Source organism: Paraburkholderia sp. J41 (assembly GCF_905220235.1).
Taxonomy (GTDB): Bacteria; Pseudomonadota; Gammaproteobacteria; order Burkholderiales; family Burkholderiaceae; genus Paraburkholderia.
The window spans coordinates 157,011-171,481 of record NZ_CAJMZE010000014.1 but is presented as its reverse complement, the minus strand read 5'-3'; the positions used below and the strand labels follow the sequence as shown (position 1 = coordinate 171,481).

The following is a 14,471-nucleotide window of genomic DNA, read 5'->3' as shown; positions in this document are numbered from 1 at the left end:
GCCGGCTTTCGCCGGCTTCGTTGTTCCCGTCACGTGCCGTTCTCGCGGCGTTGCGCGCGCGTTTATTGAAACGCCACTTCCGCGAAGCTGCGCAACTTGCGGCTGTGCAGCTTGTGCAGCCCGTTCGTGCGCAGAATCTCCATCGCCTTCACACCGATCTGCAAGTGCTGGTCGACCTGCGCGCGATAGAACGAATCGGCCATGCCCGGCAGCTTGAGTTCGCCGTGCAGCGGTTTGTCGGAAACGCACAGCAAGGTGCCATACGGCACGCGAAAACGAAAACCGTTCGCGGCAATCGTCGCGCTTTCCATGTCGAGCGCGATCGCGCGGCTTTGCGAGAGCCGCTGCACCGGCTCGCGATGGTCGCGCAATTCCCAGTTGCGGTTGTCGACGCTCGCCACCGTGCCCGTGCGCATCACGCGCTTGAGTTCCACGCCTTCGAGCTTCGTGACTTCGGCCACCGCGCGCTCGAGCGCGAGCTGCACTTCGGCGAGCGCCGGAATGGGCACCCAAAGCGGCAAATCGGCGTCGAGCACGTGATCCTCGCGCACATAGCCGTGCGCCAGCACGTAGTCGCCGAGACGCTGCGTGTTGCGCAGCCCCGCGCAGTGCCCGAGCATGATCCACGCGTGCGGGCGCAGCACGGCGATGTGATCGGTGATGGTCTTCGCGTTCGAAGGCCCCACGCCGATGTTGACCATCGTGATGCCGCTGCCGTCGGCGCGCTTGAGGTGATACGCGGGCATTTGCGGCAAGCGCGCGGGCGGCGTGCCTTCGTCGCTCTGCTCGCCGAGATTCGCGTTGTACGTGACCACGTCGCCGGGCTCGACGAACGAGGTGTATTCGCTGCGGTAATTGCGTAGATCGGCGTCGTCGGTGTGCGCCATCATCGCGCGGCCGAGCTTCACGAATTCGTCGATATAAAACTGGTAGTTCGTATAAAGCACATAGTTCTGCACGTGCGTGGGCGAGGTCGCCGTGTAGTGCTTGAGCCGATGCAGCGAAAAATCCACGCGCGGCGCCGTGAACAGCGCGAGCGGGAACGGCTCGCCCGGCGAGGGCTCGAAGGTGCCGTTGACGATGCCGTCGTCGAGCTGCGCGAGATCGGGCACGTCGAACACGTCGCGCAGCAGGAAAAGCCGCTCGCGGTCGAGGTCGCCTTCCAGGTGAATGCCTTCGGCGAACGCGAAATGCACGGGAATCGGCTGATCCGAAACGCCCACTTCGATCGCCACGTGATGATTCTTCGCGAGCAGACGCAATTGCTCGCGATAGTAATTGCCGAACAGGTCCGGCCGCGTGACCGTGGTTTCGAACACGCCGGGGCCGGCCACGAAACCATACGAGCGGCGCGAGTCGATGTGCGTATTGACGTCGGTGCGAATGCGCACGAACGGGTAGCAGGCGCGCACGCGGCGGTCGAACTGCTCGCCGCGCCGGTAGCGCGCGAAGGCGTCGCGCAGGAACGAGGTGTTCGCGTCGTAAATGGTGGCGAGGCGCGTAACAGCGTCGGCGGCGTCTTCGAAGGCCTCGATCGGGAAATCGTGCGCCGGCGTCATGAGGGGCCGCGGTTGGGTATCGTTCATGTTGTTCGCCTCTCAGTGTGGTCGAATCACCTTACCACGGAAGATGGGCGAATCCCGCGGCGCCCTCGCCGTGCATGGGGCTTTGCGCACGCGGCGTTCGGGCGGCGCGCGAAGCCTCCGGAAAAAGCCGCCGATCGCCCGCGCGGCGCGGGCCTCAGCGTCTTGTCGAGATGGGGGGACGCGGCGGGATTTGCTAGAATCGACGAATCCCGATTCTGTGCGGGACCGAAGTCGGCGCCAGGGCGCCATGGGACCGGAACGGCCGCCAAAGCGCCGGCGCCGGTCGACACTGGAGAATCACAATGAAGCCGCACCTTCTTGCCGCCGTGGCGGCGACGCTCGCCTTCAGCGGCATCGCCATGGCCGCGCCCGCCGACGACGCGAAGACCGCCGTGCAAGCGCAGTCCTCCCAGTCCGAGAACGAGCGCGCCGGCCTGCCCGACCTCGCCGCGATCAACAATCAGCCGTCCGCGCGGGTTTCGTCGAAGGTGGACATCAACGACGTACCGCGTCTGCCGAGCTATCACGAAGTGAGCCCGAACGGCACCGAAATCACCGAATACCGCGACAAAGGCAAGCCCGTCGAAATCAACGTGCGCTCGAACTTCGGCACGCGCTACACCATGAGCGCCAATCCGGACACCTCGCCGCAAGTGCGCCAGAACGGTCAGGCCAGCACGCGTCTGCCGTCGGTCAATCTGCATTATTGAGTCACCCGCCGCGCGCGTCCGAAGCGGGCGCGCGCGGTTCGCCTTGCGCGCCGCGCCGCGATCCGGGCGGCCGTCATCGCCCCGGCAACCGAACATTGCCTCGCTGGCCCGCCAAAGCCGTTGCCGGCCAGCCCTTGAATCCGGCGCGCGCGAATCCATCGAGCCGCACCCGCAGCGCCCGCCGGCCGTCTATTTCAATCGATCCACCTTCTTGCATGGCCGTCTTCACCGCCGTTACCGACACTGAACTTGCCCAATGGCTGCGCGACTACGATCTCGGCGATGTCGTCGAATTTCGCGGCATCCAGTCGGGCATCGAAAACAGCAATTTTTTCCTGACGACGACGCGCGGCGAATACGTCCTCACGATCTTCGAGAAGCTCACGGCCGAACAACTGCCGTTCTACCTCGATCTGATGCGCCATCTCGCAGCGCATCGCGTGCCGGTGCCCGACCCCGTGCCGCGCAACGACGGCGCGCTGTTCGGCATGCTGCACGGCAAGCCCGCGGCCATCGTTTCGAAGCTCGAAGGCAAGCCCGAACTCGCGCCGCAAGTCGAACACTGCACCGAAGTCGGCCAGATGCTCGCGCGCATGCACCTCGCGGGCCGCGATTTCGCGCGCGTGCAGCCCAATTTGCGCAGCCTCGCCTGGTGGGAGGAAACCGTGCCGACCGTGCTGCCGTTTCTGGACGACGCCCAGCGCACGCTGCTCGCGAGCGAACTCGAACATCAGCGCGCGTTCTTCGCCTCGGCCGATTACGCCGCGCTGCCGGGCGGCCCCTGCCATTGCGACCTGTTTCGCGACAACGCGATGTTCGCGCACGCGAATCCGGCGCCGGGCCACGACGTGCGCCTCGGCGGCTTTTTCGACTTCTATTTCGCGGGTTGCGATAAATGGCTGTTCGACGTGGCGGTGACGGTCAACGACTGGTGCGTGGACCTCGCAACGGGCACGCTCGACGAGCCGCGCGCCGAAGCGCTGCTGCGCGCCTACCAGACCGTGCGGCCGTTCACGCCCGAGGAAACGCGCCACTGGAGCGACATGCTGCGCGCGGGCGCCTACCGCTTCTGGGTCTCGCGCCTGTATGATTTTTATCTGCCGCGTTCGGCCGAGCTGCTTAAGCCGCATGATCCCGGCCACTTCGAACGCATTCTGCGCGAGCGCGTCGCCGGTAGCGCCTCGGGCTCCCATCACGCCATGCCCCATCGCCCATGCAATTGATCGAAGTTCCCGCGAAAACGGGTTACGTCTGGTTTCGCCAGGGAATCTGGCTGTTTCGCCGTAATCCGCTCGCGTTTCTCACGCTGTTTTTCGCTTATCTGCTCGCAATGACGCTCATTTCGAGCGTTCCGGTGATCGGCGGCGTGCTGCCGCTGCTGTTCGTGCCGGGCGTGGCAGTCGGGTTCATGGCCGCATGCCGCGACACCATCGCGGGCAAGCCCGTGTTCCCGACCATTCTCGTGGACGGCTTTCGCTCGTACGGCAGCACGGTCACGAAGCATCTGCTCGCGCTGGGCTTGATCTATGTGGTGGCGATGACGCTCGTGCTCGCGGCGTCGGCGCTGGTGGACGGCGGCGCGCTGTTGCGTTTGATGACGATAGGCGGGACGCTCGACACCGAAGCGCTGGAAAACAGCAACGTGCCGCTCGCCGTGCTCGCGTCGCTCGTGTGTTATGTACCGGTTTCGATGCTGTTCTGGTTCGCGCCCGTACTCACGGCCTGGCACGAAGTGCCGCCCGCGAAGGCGTTGTTTTTCAGCATCGTGAGTTGCTGGCGCAACAAAGGCGCGTTCACGGTTTATGGCGCGCTGTGGTTCGCGGTGTCGACGGGCGTGTCGATCGGTTTGTCCGCGCTGTTGCACGCGCTGGGTGCGGGCGACTTCGGCATTGCCATTCTGATGCCGGCGCTGATCGTCGTGACGACGATGCTCTATTGCTCGTTCTACGCGACCTACCGCGGCTGCTACGGCGTGCAGGAAACACAAGCCGCCGAAATGCCGGGTTCGGGCCGCTGAGCCGCTACGCCTTCAAGGACAGCGCCTCGCGCGCTGCCCTGGTCGCGCCGGTTGCGGCGCTCGGATGGGGCGCTCGGATGGGGCGCTTTTTCCGGCTTAGCCGTAGTGATTCATCCACGACGGGTGACGCGTGGACTTTTCGCGGTCGAGCTTGCGCATGCGGAATTCGAGATCGTAAATGTCGGCCGATTCAGCCAAATAGGCTTCTTCGCGCTGCTGGCGGCGGGTTTCGGCGGTTTCGGTCAGGAACAGGAAAAGGCGGCTAAGGAGGTACATGATGTGGTCCTTCTGTGCGAGCGCATGCTCGCTTAACGAATGAACACATTATAGGGTATTCCCTAGTTAGGGTAAATACCTACCTCGCGTTTTTGCCGCCTTAATTGGCGTCCTGCGTCAATTCGTCATCGAAAGACTGATCGACATGCACGCGCCGATGTGATGCAAAAAAGTCCCAGATGAGCGCGCTCGCGTCCGGTCCCGCCGACGAATGGAACGGCACCGAATCGTCACCGCCGCTCCACGCGTGGTCGAGCCCCGCCACGCGGCACAGGCGCACGACGCTCACGCCGTCACAGTCGTAATCCTGCTCGCGATAACCCTCGCGGAAGATTTCGTGCGAAACCACGCCGGCACGCACGCCGCGCGCGTCGGCGAGACCGTTCAGGCGCAGAAGCTGAAGCGCAAGCTGCTCGGCGTTGACCGGCGCGACCACGGTGTCGGCGTCGCCCTGAATGACGATGGCCGGCATGCCCGGATACGCGCGCTCGCCGAGCGCTTCGTCGATGAGCGCGATCGGATCGCGATGCACGCCGCGCCGCATGACGTCGAGCGCCGACACCCCCGAACGCGCCTCGCCGAACGCCGGCCCCGAATGCAGCGCGATGGCCGCGAAACGGCCCGGCGCGCGCACCGCCAGCATCATCGCGAGACCCGCGCCCGCCGACAAACCGGCCAGATAGACGCGCGAGCGGTCGAAACCGTGTTCCAGCGCAAGCGCTTCGACGAGCGAAACCACCGCCTCCGCCTCGCCGCCGCCCGCCGCGTCGCGCGCGTCGTACCAATGCCAGCATTGATGCGGGTGCGCGCGCTCCGACTGCTCGGGGTACACCACGCCGAAACCGTGGCGATCGGCGAGCAGATTCATGCGCGTGCCTTCGGCGAAAGCGTCCGTCGACTGTTTGCAGCCGTGCAGCATCACGACGAGCGGCATGCCGGCCGTCGAGCGGCCCTGCGGCACGTACAGCCCATAAGGCAGCGCCCGCGACGGCGCGGCGTGTTCGCCGCGCGACCACTCGCCTTCGGCCCACGCCGCCGCGCGCGGACCCACGCGCGAGGCACGCGCCCGGGCGGGCGCGGCTTGCTCCGCCTGCCGTGCCGCATCCTGCGCGGCGCGCCAGATCGCCTGCCGGCGCGGCGCACGGAGGCCGGCGTTTTCCATGGCGTCGCGCGCGGCGCGGTTCTGGATGGCGAGCAGACGTCGCATGCCACCCGCCCATAGCTTCGTCAGATCTTTCGTCATCGGGGGCCTCGTGAAAGGGTCGGATACGATCGTCGCGGCTGCGGCGATCCGTCTTTGTGCAACGCACAATAACACCAAACCTCGCGGCCTGCTGATCGTCGGTTTTCGATTTCCACGTCGCAACGTACGGCGCACCATGCTGTCACGCCGGCGACGCGGCTATACTGCGAGCTTGTCCTTTTCCCGTGTCGACCGTCACAGCCGGTCGCGCGTTACTGTCAGATCACCCTGTTTCCGGAAGCGCATTCGGCGCCGCACCATGCCAGAGTTGACCAATCACCTATGGATGTCGATCACCAACCTCGGCGGCGCGGGCCTGACACTGCCGCTCGCGCTGGCGATTGCGCTGTGGCTCGCGGCCGGTTATTCGTGGCGCATGGCGGCAAGCTGGGTGTTCGTGCTGGGCGTGGCCATCGGGCTCGTGACGCTCACGAAGATCGCCTTCCTCGGCTGGGGCGTGGGCGTGCGCGAACTCGATTTCACGGGCTTCAGCGGCCACGCGATGACCTCCACGGCGGTGTATCCCGTCGCGTTTTTCCTGATGTTGCAGGGCACGCCTAACTTCGTGCGCCTGACGGGGATGCTGACGGGGCTCGGCATCGGCGTGGCGGTCGCCTTTTCGCGCGTCGTGCTCGACGCGCATTCGCCTTCCGAGGCCGTCACCGGCTGCATCGTGGGCGCGCTCACGGCGATGGTGTTCGCGCGCTACTGGTGGCACGCACGCGCGCAGCGCATTTCCACTGCCGTGGTCGCGCTGAGTCTTGCGGCCATCACCGTCGCGCTCCACAACGTGCATGTGCCGACCCATCGCTGGGTCACGGATATCGCGCTCACCGTGTCCGGCCACGACCGGCCTTTCGTGCGCGCCACGTGGAAACCGACGGGCGCCCCGCGCGCGCCCAACGCACCGATCTCGCAGACGCTGAACGACCTCGTGCCGCTGCAACAACGCGCGTGATTGTTCGGCGCGTTTGTTCGGCGCGTTTGTTCGGCGTGATTTTTCGCGGTATTTGTTCCGCGTGTGTTCGCCGGATGCGCGGCTTCACGGCGTTGACAGCAGTCGCGGCACACGCCCGCAAGCGCGCATCGCTCGCTCAAGCCACTCCGTCGATACATCAACTCCGATCGGCAACTCTCGCCCGCGCGAAAAAAATCGGGCAGTTAGTTGCGCTTACGCGGTCACGCCCAGCAACACGCTCGACGCCTTGAACACGGCCGTCGCCGCCTTCCCTTCCTCCAGCCCAAGCGCCGCCACACTCGCTTCCGTGACGATCGCGGCCAGCACCGCGCCGCCCGCCAGCGCCAGCGACACCTCCGCATTCACCGCGCCGCGCCGCACGACCTCGACCACGCCGCTCAGCCGGTTGCGCGCCGAGAGCCGCGCCGCGTCGGCGGCATCGGCCACCAGCACGACCGACGTCGCCTTGACGAGCGCCACGACCGGTGCGCCCGCCGCGAGCCCGAGCGCCGCGGCGCTGTCGTGCGTGATCGTGGCCACGAGCGTTTCGCCGCCGGGCAGCGCAACCGATACCTCGTCGTTCACCGCGCCGCGCACGATGCCCGAGACCGTGCCGAACAGTTGATTGCGCGCGCTCGTGCGCATCGCGAAACGGCCGAGCAGGTCGAGATCGCGCTCGAATCCGCCCTCGCCCTCGTCCGCGTTCGGCGCCCGCTCGCCGAGCACTTGCGCCGCGCGTTCGAGAAAGCGCCGGTGTTCCCGCTCGATCGTCTGAAACGTGTCGATCAGGCGCAGCGCGCGCGGCGTGAGCGTCGTGCCGCCGCCGCCCTTGCCGCCCGTCGCGCGCAGGACGAGAGGCTCGCCCGCGAGATTGTTCATCGCGTCGATGGCGTCCCACGCGCCCTTGTAGCTCATGCCGACCGCCTTCGCCGCGCCCGTGATCGAGCCGGTCGCGCGAATCGCGTCGAGCAGCGCGATGCGCGCCGCGCCGCCCAGCATGCGCGCGCCCGCCTGAAACCAGACGGAGCCGCCCACGCCCAATGAAGCGTCGCCGGCGGGTTGGCGGTTGTCGTCTCGAGTGGGATGGGCGGAATTCGGGTCGGCGGAAGTCATCGGCGCGTGGTCGTAAAAGATCGCAAGAAATGCGGTGTAGTCGAAGTCGAGATAAAAATCGCTCGCGATTATGCGACGGTTGGCGCTCGCGCGGCGCTTTCGGCACGGGAAGTTCGCGCCAGGCGCTCGCCCTCCTCGCCGTGGAACGTTCGACGGACTCGCACCGGCCGCGCGCGGAACCTGGCCGATAAGGCGCGGCGTCCATGCGCTTCGGATAGCGCGGCGCTACGCCCGCATCGCTCGGCCGTGCGCGCGCCAGCTTCGGCAGTGAGCCGCGAAGCGGACGATGGTACACGCGACATCAAGACCGCGCGCCATGGCGCGTCCCCTGACTGCGGTCAAGGCATTTGCGAGGCGACGATGAAAGAATCGTCAAATTCCGCCTCGTCGCGGCCGGCTCAAACTAAAGGAGTGTGGAGTGTTCCCGGAATTCAGAGACCTGATCTCGCGCCTCAAGATCAACGACGAGCATTTCGCGCGGCTTTTTCATCGCCATAACGAACTCGACCAGCAAATCAAGAACATGGAAGCGGGCATCGTGCCGTCGGACGGCATGCAAATCGAGCAGTTGAAGAAGGAAAAGCTGCAATTGAAAGACTCGCTCTACTTGCTGCTGCGCAAAGCGGCAAGCGTGTGAAGGAAGCGCGAACCATGACCACCAAAGTTCAGCTTCATGCCGCCGCGGGCGACGGTCCCGTTCTCACGCCGCGCAGCGCCGAACTGCGCAGCGTGGAGAGCGCGATCGAGGCCGCGAGCCAAACCGTCGCGGGCGCCATGCACGACCTGATCGCGCAAGACCACGCCGAAGCCCAGCCGCCCGCCGCGCTGCTCGATTCCATCGCCGCGCTCATGAAGGGCATGTCGCCCGACGAAGTCGCGCAACTGCGCAGGCTGATTCTCGAAGGCAATCCCGCCGACTGGCGCAACTCGCGCACGCGCCATCCCGACGACGAACTGGCCGCAGGCTGGCGCGAAGGCGCGTACCCGTATCGCCATCTGATGTCGCGCCGCGCATACGAGCGGCAAAAATACCGGCTGCAAGTGGAATTGCTCAAGCTACAGGCGTGGGTGCGCGAAACGGGCCAACGCGTCGTGATCCTGTTCGAAGGCCGCGACGCCGCGGGCAAGGGCGGCACCATCAAGCGCTTCATGGAGCACCTGAACCCGCGCGGCGCGCGCGTGGTCGCGCTCGAAAAACCCAGCGAAATCGAGCGCGGCCAGTGGTATTTCCAGCGCTACGTGCAGCATTTGCCTTCGGCGGGAGAAATCGTGCTGTTCGACCGCTCCTGGTACAACCGCGCGGGCGTCGAACACGTCATGGGGTTTTGCACGCCGCAGGAATATGCCGATTTCATGCAGCAAGCGCCCGAGTTCGAACGCCAGCTCATTCGCAGCGGCATTCATCTCATCAAGTTCTGGTTTTCGGTGAGCCGCGCCGAACAGCGCCGCCGCTTCAAGGAGCGCAAGGTGCATCCGCTCAAGCAGTGGAAGCTCAGCCCCGTCGACCTGGCTTCGCTCGACAAATGGGACGACTACACGCAGGCGAAGGAAGCCATGTTTTCGCAAACCGATACCGCCGACGCGCCGTGGACCGTCGTGCGTTCCGATTGCAAGAAGCGCGCGCGGCTGAACGCCATGCGGCACGTGCTGCACAAGCTGCCTTATGCGAGCCGCGACGTGGAAACGATCGGCGTGGTTGATCCGCTGCTGGTGAGCCGGGCGGTTTAGTTTCAAACAAGCAAAAGCGGCGCGTAAATGCGCCGCTTTTGCATTTTGCTTCAACGCCGGCGCTTTCCACGCCGGCGCTTTTTTCGCCGATACGGCGCCCGCCCGCTTTACGTCGCGTACTGCGCCATGCCGTTGCCGAACGACCAATCCTCGCGGGCCACCGTCACGAGATTCACGAACACGTCCTCCTTGCGCACGCCGGGATCGCGCGCGAGGTTTTCCGCGATCTGCGCGTAAAGCGCCTTCTTCTGATCCTGCCCGCGCGTGTTGTTCGCGGCGATCTGGATGATGACGAGGTCGTCGCTGCGTTCGATGCCCATGTAATGCCGGCCGAACACGAAATTATCGGCGTCCAGTTCGCTGACGATCATGAACTGATCGTCCTCCGGCACCTTGAAGACTTCCCTCAGCGCGTCGTGAATGCCTTGCGTGAGCGCCTTGCGATATTGCGCGGGCTTGCCGGCGCGCAGCGCGATGCGGGTGAGCGGCATGTCGATCTCCTTCGTGGGTTTGAGATGACATCAGCTTAGGCTCGATCTATCATCATAAACAGACATTGATAGATATTTCATCCATTTCCATTTGAAATGAAAGCGCTCGATCTAGATGCCGTTCGCGCGTTCGTGCTCGTCGCCGAACTCAGCAGTTTCACGCGCGCCGCCGAGGCGCTCGACACCACGCAGTCGGCGGTTAGCCTCAAGCTCAAGCGGCTTGAAACCCATTTGGGCAAGCAATTGCTGGAGCGTACGCCGCGCGTGGTGCGCCTTTCCGCCGACGGACTCGCGTTTCTCGCCGCCGCGCGCGATCTGCTGGGCGCGCACGAACGCGCTCTGGGCGTGCTGTCGGGCGACGAGCGCCGCGTCGCGCTCGGCCTGAGCGAGCATGTCGCCGACGCCGGCCTCGCGCGCCAGCTTGCGCAATTGCGCATGCACGATCCGGGGCTCGTGATCGAGCTGCACCTCGGGCTTTCCGCGCAATTGCTCGCGCAATACGACGAACGGCGGCTCGACGCCGCGATCGTGCGCCAGGAAGAGGGGGAAGCCGTGCGCGCCGACGCGCGCCGGCTGTTCACCGAACCGCTGGTCTGGCTCGCCGCGCCGCAATGGCATTGGCCGGCCGGCGCGCCGCTGCCGCTTGCGCTGCTTGCCGCGCCATGCGCCGTGCGCGCCGCGGCCATTCGCGCGCTGGATGCGGCCGAAATTGTGTGGACGGAAGTGTTCGTGGGCGGCGGCGTGGCGCCCGTGGGCGCGGCGCTGGCCGCCGGTTTGGCCGTTTCGCCGCTCGCACGGCGGGTCGCGCCGCGCGAACTCGTCGACGTGGGCGCGCGGCTGGGCTTGCCCGCGCTCCCCGCTTCGCAGGTGCTGTTTCATTCGCGAGTGCGCGAACCGCGCACCGCAGCCACCTTGCAACTGTTCGCCTCGGCGCTGGGCGCGGGCTGAAAGCGCCACGCCGCATCTAACCGATTCCCGTCTTGCATAAATCTACAAATGGACTAATATCAACTAAAAGTTTCTTTCAGGACTCGACCACCATGTCACCTGCCATTGCTTCCGCCGCACCCGAACGACGTGCCGGCGCTGAACCTTCGTTGACGGAAATGTCGGCGGCGGGTCTGCGAGCGTTCTTCAACATCGCGCGCGACTGGGATTTGAGCGTCGACGAACAAATCGTCCTGCTCGGCTCGCCCGGCCGGTCGACGTTCTTCAAATGGAAGCAGGCGCCGCAAACCGCGCGGCTCGGCCGCGACACGCTGGAACGGCTTTCGCTGATGCTCGGCATCTACAAGGCGTTGCAGATTCTGCTGCCGCAACCCGCCGCCGCCGACGCCTGGATCAAGCGCCCGAACAGCGCGCCGCCGTTCGGCGGCCGGCGCGCGCTCGACCGCATGCTGGCGGGCAATATCAGCGACCTCGTGGCCGTGCGCCAGTATCTCGACGCAATGCGAGGCGGCTGGGCGTGACGCAACCGAACTGGCAAGACCGCTGGCGCAGCGCGCCGCTCGCGTGGACGCCCGCGTTCCGCGTCATTCCCACGCGTTTTCCCGCCGTGAATCTGTTCGACCGCGTGGCCTCGCCCGAGGACTTCGACGCGCTCTACGCACTCGAAGCGCTCACTAACGACCGCCTGCGCACCGAAACCGGCGACCTCGATCTCGTGCCGCGCGAGGAGCGCCGCTTCGGTTCCGGCTACGGGCCGATCATGGCCGCGTTCACGCATCTGAATCCGCAGGGCAGCCGCTTTTCGGACGGCACTTACGGCGTGTTCTATTGCGCGCGCTCGCGGCAAACCGCCATCGCCGAAACGCGCTATCACTCGGCGCTCTTTCTCGCGGCCACGAACGAGCCGCCGGTGCGTCAGCAAATGCGGCTTTACACGGTGATCGCGCACGGCGAGGTCATCGACTTGCGCGACGATCCCGCGCTCGACCCCGGCGTGCTCTCGCCCGACGACTACACGGCCGGCCAGGCAATGGGCCGCGCGGCGCGCGAGGCGCGGGCGCCGGGCATCGCTTATCCGTCGGTGCGCGACGCGGGCGGCGAATGCCTCGCGGCGCTCACCACGACGATCCTGCGCGCGTGCCATCACGCGGCGTATCTGGAATACAACTGGAACGGCCGCGGCATCGACATGATCTTCGAGCTCAACCGCATCGTGTGATCGCGCGGCGGATCGGGAAAGGGAAACCGGGAAAACGGGCGGCGCTCAGGGCAGCGCGATGGCGGCCGCACCGTGCGCGCGCGCGTCGGTCATCGAAACCGACCAGCGCCGCGTGGTGAGCGCTTCGACGATCGTGAGACAGCCTTCGGTGATGAACGCGCCCGTGTCGAGATAAAAGTGCGAGCCGATCATGCGGATCTCGCGCACCGGCGTGTGGCCGACGTAGGTGAGCGACAGCGCCTCGCGCGGCGGCGCTTCCGCCGTGCCGAGCACGATGTCGCGGCCCCAGAGCATGCGCTCGCGCGTGTCGGCGTCGAAATGGGCGCGGTCGAGGTCGGCGTCGCTGCCGAGAAATTCCGCGTGCAGCAAGTTGAAGCGCTGCGCGCCCTCGCCCACCACGCGCGCGAGCGGCAGGCGGCGCAGACGTTGGCCGTACTGCACCAGCGCATCGGCGGAAAGGTGCTGCGCCCAGCCGCCGCCGATGCCGTACCAACGGTAACGCGGCAACCGCCCTTCGGCCACGGCGCACAGCGAATCTTCGTGATTGCCGAGCACCGCATGGAACCACGGCTTTTCGAGCAGCGCGAGCGCGGCCTCGCACGACGCGCAATCGGCACGATCAATCAGATCGCCGACCGAAAACAGCCGGTCGCGCGCGGTGTCGAATTCGACTTCGCGCAGCAAATAGCGCAACGCCTCCACGCAGCCGTGCAAGTCGCCGACGATAAAGTCGCGGCCCGTTGCGTTGGCGGCGTGATGCTGCACGAGAGGAGCGTGATTGGGCGTCATCGCGTCATCATAGCGCCGGGAAGGGGCGCCGGTATGCGCGCCGACGATCGTTTTACCTACGAATCCATCGGCGCGCGATATGAAAGTGGGAGGCATGCAGGCGCGCGTGACCGCAAGCTTCGTGCCTGTCGCTTTGCCGCCGCGCATCTTGCCGCGCGCTTTCAGGCACGCAAACGGCTGCTGTGCCGCGCGCACGAGGGGTTCGGCGCGGCCGCGCGCGGTTAGAATCGCCGGAAATCGCCGAAAAAGAATCGCCGGAATGCCGCCAGCCGCGCGGCCAACAACACAACCCAGCCGCACGGAACACGCTGGTCACTCACGCGCCCAAGGCCGCCCATGAATTCGACGAAGCTTTACCCGCAGGTGTTGCGCAACCGGCCGCACATGGTGATCGCGATAGTCGTGGGCGTGGTGCTGGCCGCCCTCGTGCCCGGCACGTTGCGGTCGCTGCCGCGCGTGCTCGTCGGCTGGGACGCGACCGTGTGGACTTATCTCGTGCTGATCTGGATTCACATGGCGATCGCCGATGCCGTGAGCGTGCGCGACAATGCGCGCCGCGAGGACGAAAACGCGGGCACGGTGCTCTTTCTCATCTGCACGGCAACCGTGGCGAGCATCGTCGCCATCGTGCTGGAACTGGGCGCGACCAAGGATCTCGGCACGGCTTCGAAGGTGCTGCATTCGCTGCTCACGGGCCTCACGCTGATCGGCGCGTGGTTCCTCATTCCGACGATCTTCACGCTCCACTACGCGCGGCTCTATTACGGCTCCGATCCGGCCGAGCCCGCGCTCGCCTTCCCCGACGAAAAACTCACCCCCAACTACTGGGACTTTCTCTATTTCTCGTTCACCATCGCGTGCGCCTCGCAAACCGCCGACATTTCCATTCGCGGGCGCAGCGCGCGGCGCGGCGTGCTGGCGCAATCCATCCTCTCGTTCTATTTCAACGTCACCGTGCTGGGGCTGTGCGTGAACATCGCCGCGAGCATGGTCGGCAACTAAGGCCCGGCTACACCAGCCGCGCCCGTGACGGCCGTCACGCCCGTGACGCCCGTCATGCCCATCGAGGCAGCGCGCACGCGCGCCGCCGCTACAACGCTTACCGGCAAACGCCGCCGGGCGCGGGCCGGCTTGCGCGCCGCGCGCTGCACCGGTTTCGCGCACGTTCCCGCCCGCGCCTTCGTCCCAGGCTTTCCCCAAGATAGGCATAAGCCTTGCTGCCGTGTCTGCCAAGTCGCCGCGCGGCATGCGGTTTGGTTCCGGCCTGCTTCTGCACTACTCTGAACAGGTCGCGACGAGCCAGCACACGCCACGCGGCACACTCCGGCACCCCCTGGGCCGCGCGATCGCATTTCGGCCACCGCCGTCCTGCATCCTTGTCGCCCGACGTACC

17 protein-coding genes are annotated in these 14,471 nt (G+C 66.1%); 11 read left to right on the top strand and 6 right to left on the bottom strand.

Annotated features, from left to right (window positions below; genetic code table 11):
• Positions 1-62 precede the first annotated feature (62 nt).
• Positions 63-1,586, bottom strand: a complete 1,524-nt coding sequence (locus tag U5805_RS16970) for an AMP nucleosidase (RefSeq protein WP_322104648.1) — start codon at positions 1,584-1,586, stop codon at positions 63-65.
• Positions 1,587-1,888: 302 nt separating this feature from the next.
• Here U5805_RS16970 and U5805_RS16965 point away from each other — a divergent pair, with 302 nt between their 5' ends.
• The 3 genes from U5805_RS16965 (at position 1,889) to U5805_RS16955 (ending at position 4,313) form a co-directional block, all read left to right on the top strand.
• Positions 1,889-2,296, top strand: coding sequence for a hypothetical protein (locus U5805_RS16965; RefSeq protein ID WP_322104647.1), 408 nt, complete (start codon positions 1,889-1,891; stop codon positions 2,294-2,296).
• 215 nt (positions 2,297-2,511) lie between these two features.
• A complete protein-coding gene (locus U5805_RS16960; RefSeq protein WP_322104646.1) occupies positions 2,512-3,519 on the top strand; it encodes a homoserine kinase in 1,008 nt (335 codons plus the stop codon).
• The gene (locus tag U5805_RS16955; RefSeq protein ID WP_322104645.1) at positions 3,510-4,313 is read left to right on the top strand and encodes a BPSS1780 family membrane protein; all 804 of its coding nucleotides are present in this window, start codon (positions 3,510-3,512) and stop codon (positions 4,311-4,313) included. Before U5805_RS16960 ends, U5805_RS16955 begins: the two co-directional genes overlap by 10 nt.
• 96 nt (positions 4,314-4,409) lie before the next feature.
• On the opposite strand, the gene U5805_RS16950 is transcribed toward U5805_RS16955, so the two are convergent.
• The gene (locus U5805_RS16950; protein ID WP_322104644.1) at positions 4,410-4,589 is read right to left on the bottom strand and encodes a DUF3563 family protein; all 180 of its coding nucleotides are present in this window, start codon (positions 4,587-4,589) and stop codon (positions 4,410-4,412) included.
• Between the two features lie 100 nt (positions 4,590-4,689).
• Positions 4,690-5,832 carry a PHB depolymerase family esterase gene (locus U5805_RS16945; protein WP_322104643.1) on the bottom strand — a complete coding sequence of 381 codons (1,143 nt, stop codon included), beginning with the start codon at positions 5,830-5,832 and terminating at the stop codon, positions 4,690-4,692.
• 259 nt (positions 5,833-6,091) lie between these two features.
• Between U5805_RS16945 and U5805_RS16940 the strand changes: the two genes are divergently transcribed.
• Positions 6,092-6,790 carry a phosphatase PAP2 family protein gene (locus U5805_RS16940; protein WP_322104642.1) on the top strand — a complete coding sequence of 233 codons (699 nt, stop codon included), beginning with the start codon at positions 6,092-6,094 and terminating at the stop codon, positions 6,788-6,790.
• Positions 6,791-7,003: 213 nt separating this feature from the next.
• Here the strand turns inward: U5805_RS16940 and U5805_RS16935 are convergent, their stop codons facing one another.
• The gene (locus U5805_RS16935) at positions 7,004-7,903 is read right to left on the bottom strand and encodes a TOBE domain-containing protein (RefSeq protein WP_322104641.1); all 900 of its coding nucleotides are present in this window, start codon (positions 7,901-7,903) and stop codon (positions 7,004-7,006) included.
• Positions 7,904-8,321: 418 nt separating this feature from the next.
• Here U5805_RS16935 and U5805_RS16930 point away from each other — a divergent pair, with 418 nt between their 5' ends.
• Together U5805_RS16930 and ppk2 are read left to right on the top strand one after the other, a co-directional pair.
• Positions 8,322-8,540, top strand: coding sequence for a YdcH family protein (locus U5805_RS16930; RefSeq protein WP_322104640.1), 219 nt, complete (start codon positions 8,322-8,324; stop codon positions 8,538-8,540).
• A gap of 14 nt (positions 8,541-8,554) precedes the next feature.
• Entirely contained in the window at positions 8,555-9,631 is a 1,077-nt protein-coding gene (gene ppk2, locus U5805_RS16925; RefSeq protein ID WP_322104639.1) for a polyphosphate kinase 2, read from the top strand.
• 107 nt (positions 9,632-9,738) lie between these two features.
• Here ppk2 and U5805_RS16920 read toward each other — a convergent pair whose 3' ends face one another.
• Positions 9,739-10,122 carry a tautomerase family protein gene (locus tag U5805_RS16920; protein ID WP_322104638.1) on the bottom strand — a complete coding sequence of 128 codons (384 nt, stop codon included), beginning with the start codon at positions 10,120-10,122 and terminating at the stop codon, positions 9,739-9,741.
• A gap of 96 nt (positions 10,123-10,218) precedes the next feature.
• On the opposite strand from U5805_RS16920, the gene U5805_RS16915 reads away from it, so the two are divergent.
• The 3 genes from U5805_RS16915 to U5805_RS16905 all read left to right on the top strand — a co-directional run bounded on the left by U5805_RS16915 (position 10,219) and on the right by U5805_RS16905 (position 12,289).
• Positions 10,219-11,070: a LysR family transcriptional regulator gene (locus U5805_RS16915; RefSeq protein ID WP_322104637.1), complete on the top strand. Its 852-nt coding sequence runs from the start codon at positions 10,219-10,221 to the stop codon at positions 11,068-11,070.
• A 158-nt stretch (positions 11,071-11,228) separates the two neighbouring features.
• Positions 11,229-11,591: an MbcA/ParS/Xre antitoxin family protein gene (locus tag U5805_RS16910; RefSeq protein ID WP_415914619.1), complete on the top strand. Its 363-nt coding sequence runs from the start codon at positions 11,229-11,231 to the stop codon at positions 11,589-11,591.
• Entirely contained in the window at positions 11,588-12,289 is a 702-nt protein-coding gene (locus U5805_RS16905; protein ID WP_322104635.1) for an RES family NAD+ phosphorylase, read from the top strand. Before U5805_RS16910 ends, U5805_RS16905 begins: the two co-directional genes overlap by 4 nt.
• Before the next feature lie 45 nt (positions 12,290-12,334).
• On the opposite strand, the gene U5805_RS16900 is transcribed toward U5805_RS16905, so the two are convergent.
• A complete protein-coding gene (locus U5805_RS16900; protein ID WP_322104634.1) occupies positions 12,335-13,078 on the bottom strand; it encodes a metallophosphoesterase in 744 nt (247 codons plus the stop codon).
• Positions 13,079-13,111: 33 nt separating this feature from the next.
• Between U5805_RS16900 and U5805_RS16895 the strand changes: the two genes are divergently transcribed.
• Together U5805_RS16895 and U5805_RS16890 are read left to right on the top strand one after the other, a co-directional pair.
• A complete protein-coding gene (locus U5805_RS16895; protein WP_322104633.1) occupies positions 13,112-13,303 on the top strand; it encodes a hypothetical protein in 192 nt (63 codons plus the stop codon).
• Between the two features lie 111 nt (positions 13,304-13,414).
• Positions 13,415-14,080, top strand: coding sequence for a DUF1345 domain-containing protein (locus tag U5805_RS16890; RefSeq protein WP_322104632.1), 666 nt, complete (start codon positions 13,415-13,417; stop codon positions 14,078-14,080).
• The last annotated feature ends 391 nt before the right edge of the window (positions 14,081-14,471 follow it).

Coding starts and splice junctions, on each gene's coding strand:
- U5805_RS16940 (WP_322104642.1), top strand. CDS start 6,092: ATGCCAGAGTTGACCAATCACCTATGGATGTCGATCACCAACCTCGGC.
- U5805_RS16935 (WP_322104641.1), bottom strand. CDS start 7,903: ATGACTTCCGCCGACCCGAATTCCGCCCATCCCACTCGAGACGACAAC.
- U5805_RS16960 (WP_322104646.1), top strand. CDS start 2,512: ATGGCCGTCTTCACCGCCGTTACCGACACTGAACTTGCCCAATGGCTG.
- U5805_RS16970 (WP_322104648.1), bottom strand. CDS start 1,586: ATGAACGATACCCAACCGCGGCCCCTCATGACGCCGGCGCACGATTTC.
- U5805_RS16965 (WP_322104647.1), top strand. CDS start 1,889: ATGAAGCCGCACCTTCTTGCCGCCGTGGCGGCGACGCTCGCCTTCAGC.
- U5805_RS16890 (WP_322104632.1), top strand. CDS start 13,415: ATGAATTCGACGAAGCTTTACCCGCAGGTGTTGCGCAACCGGCCGCAC.
- U5805_RS16915 (WP_322104637.1), top strand. CDS start 10,219: ATGAAAGCGCTCGATCTAGATGCCGTTCGCGCGTTCGTGCTCGTCGCC.
- U5805_RS16920 (WP_322104638.1), bottom strand. CDS start 10,122: ATGCCGCTCACCCGCATCGCGCTGCGCGCCGGCAAGCCCGCGCAATAT.
- U5805_RS16895 (WP_322104633.1), top strand. CDS start 13,112: ATGCGCGCCGACGATCGTTTTACCTACGAATCCATCGGCGCGCGATAT.
- U5805_RS16900 (WP_322104634.1), bottom strand. CDS start 13,078: ATGACGCCCAATCACGCTCCTCTCGTGCAGCATCACGCCGCCAACGCA.
- U5805_RS16910 (WP_415914619.1), top strand. CDS start 11,229: ATGTCGGCGGCGGGTCTGCGAGCGTTCTTCAACATCGCGCGCGACTGG.
- U5805_RS16950 (WP_322104644.1), bottom strand. CDS start 4,589: ATGTACCTCCTTAGCCGCCTTTTCCTGTTCCTGACCGAAACCGCCGAA.
- ppk2 (WP_322104639.1), top strand. CDS start 8,555: ATGACCACCAAAGTTCAGCTTCATGCCGCCGCGGGCGACGGTCCCGTT.
- U5805_RS16955 (WP_322104645.1), top strand. CDS start 3,510: ATGCAATTGATCGAAGTTCCCGCGAAAACGGGTTACGTCTGGTTTCGC.
- U5805_RS16945 (WP_322104643.1), bottom strand. CDS start 5,832: ATGACGAAAGATCTGACGAAGCTATGGGCGGGTGGCATGCGACGTCTG.